Raw genomic sequence first — 2,094 nt, forward strand, 5'->3', positions numbered from 1 at the left:
GGGGGGGGTATGCTTTCTCCAAGTGTTGGGTTTCCCTGTGCTTTTGAAGCTAACCTTTGTGTTTTGATCTTCTGGTAGTGCAGGGGCTGACGCTTGTATAGAAACATCATGCATTCACTCTCTTCTGCGCGCTATCTTCACTTTCTGTGTGTGCGTCTGCCCTGCGTGGATTTATCGGCCGCGTTCTTGGTGGGAGTGAGTGCCCAAGATATCACTCTCGAAGGACATACATGTCTACTAACATTTCTCGCCGCAAGGTTGTTGCTGGCGCAGCATGGGCTGCTCCGGTTGTTGCAGCTTCCGCTGCGGTTCCCGCTTTCGCGTCTTCTACTCAGTGTGAGCCCGAAGGTTCCGCAGCTTACACCATCTCCGGTACCGCTGCAGGTGCTAAGACCGTCAAGACGTTCAAGGTTCCCGCTAAGGTCGATAAGATCAGCTTCACGATTATCGGTGGTGCTGGTGGCACCGTGCTCAGCGATGCTGCTCAGGGTGGCTCTGGTGCTAAGCTGACCGGTACTATCGAGGTCAAGGAAGGCCAGGTTGTTGAAATTGTTGCCGCTGCCGGTGGTATTGGCAAGCTTGTCAACGGCCGTCCTTCTGAGCCCGTCACCGGTGGTGAAGGTTACGGTAACGGCGGTAGCACCCCCGCGTTCACCATTCCCTCCGATGTTATCGCTGAGGTGAACAGCCGCTGGAGCAAGGATTCCATGATTAAGCGTCCTGCCATGTATGGTTCTTCCGGTGGTGGCTCCTCTGCTCTGGTCGTCGATGGCACCGTGGTTGCTGTCGCTGGTGGCGGCGGCGGTGCGGGTATTACTGTGGCCGGTGGCTCTAACAACGTTGCACAGAATGATCCCAAGGATGGTGCATACTACAACCCTAAGGCTATCGATGCCGGTTGGCGCCCCCGTAACATTCCTATTTCCGCACGTGTAGTTGGTGGTGGTGGCTCTGCAACCGCCGCTGCAGGTTCTGACGGTATCGAAGGTATCGATTACTACACTGAGCCGAAGGATCCCACTACCGGAGCATCTCGAATCTCTATCGGTAGCGCTGCTGGTAAGGGCGGTGCAAACGGTACCGGTGGCGCCGGTGCTGCAAAGCCCGGTCTGCCCACCGGCAACCGCTTCGACACCATTGGTTTCTCGAGTCAGAACAACCAGGTACTGTTCAGCTCCTCTGCGGCAGGTAAGCAGGGTGGTAGCGGCTTCAATGGTAACGGTGCAGACGGTACTTCTGCATACTCCTACCAGCTGGACAACAATGACAAGAACACTCCGGAAACCGTGTACCCCGGTGGCGGTACTACCGGTACTCCTCGCCACATGACCTACCCTGACGTTGGCTTCAACTTCAACGGTCACCAGGCGATTGTTTCCTCCGGTGGTGGCGCAGGCTACGGTGGCGGTGGCTCCGGTGCTGCACGTGCACTCTCCGCGATTCTGGTCAACCAGAAGTGGAACGGTAACACTGCTCCCAATGGTCTGCGTCAGAACATTAGCTATGGTATCCAGGCTGGTGCCGGTGGTGCAGGTGGCTCTTACCTGGCTTCCAACGTCATTGATGGTGCTATTGAGTCTTCGGGCAACGGTGCAACCGGTGCCGGCGTTCGTAACCCCGGTTCCGTGGAGATTACCTTCTGCAAGCGCTCCTAATAGTGTGCGTACCCGAGTCCCCCTCTTGGGTTACTCGGTGGGTTAGATACTAGCCCCTCCGGTTCTCCCACTCCTGAAATTTTCCTCAGGAGTGGGAGAATCGGCCCCTAAGTTTTAGTCCCCCAGATGTGCATCCGCGCGTATCTGGCATGAGGACTGTGTGCTTCTCTGGCGAGTGGTCTCTTGGTGTATTTTGGCCACTCACGGAGAACGCCATTGAGTGATGTCTCGTTGAGTCTCAACGGTGAAACCAATGGCTTTGAGGAAAAGGTTGGTAGTAATGCGCCAACCTGAAGGCCCGCAGACACTTCGGTGTCTGCGGGCCTTCGCTATACCCAAAACACGTTCATCACGGCCTCTGGCTGTCAGAAACAGATAACCCCGGAAGGTTTACATCTACGAAGAGGCGGGGAGCCTGGGATGTACTATCCCAGGCTCC

1 protein-coding gene is annotated in these 2,094 nt (G+C 56.3%); it reads left to right on the plus strand.

Annotated elements, in window-relative coordinates; genetic code table 11:
• Positions 1 to 230: 230 nt before the first annotated feature.
• Positions 231 to 1,655 (plus strand): hypothetical protein, encoded by a 1,425-nt coding sequence (locus HMPREF2980_RS03065; protein ID WP_070690105.1) that lies wholly within the window; start codon positions 231 to 233, stop codon positions 1,653 to 1,655.
• The last annotated feature ends 439 nt before the right edge of the window (positions 1,656 to 2,094 follow it).

It is taken from the genome of Rothia sp. HMSC076D04 (assembly GCF_001814645.1).
GTDB classification, from domain to species: domain Bacteria; phylum Actinomycetota; class Actinomycetes; order Actinomycetales; family Micrococcaceae; genus Rothia; species Rothia mucilaginosa.

Excerpts from the sequence above, each read along its gene's own strand:
- HMPREF2980_RS03065 (WP_070690105.1), top strand. The coding sequence starts at position 231 with ATGTCTACTAACATTTCTCGCCGCAAGGTTGTTGCTGGCGCAGCATGG.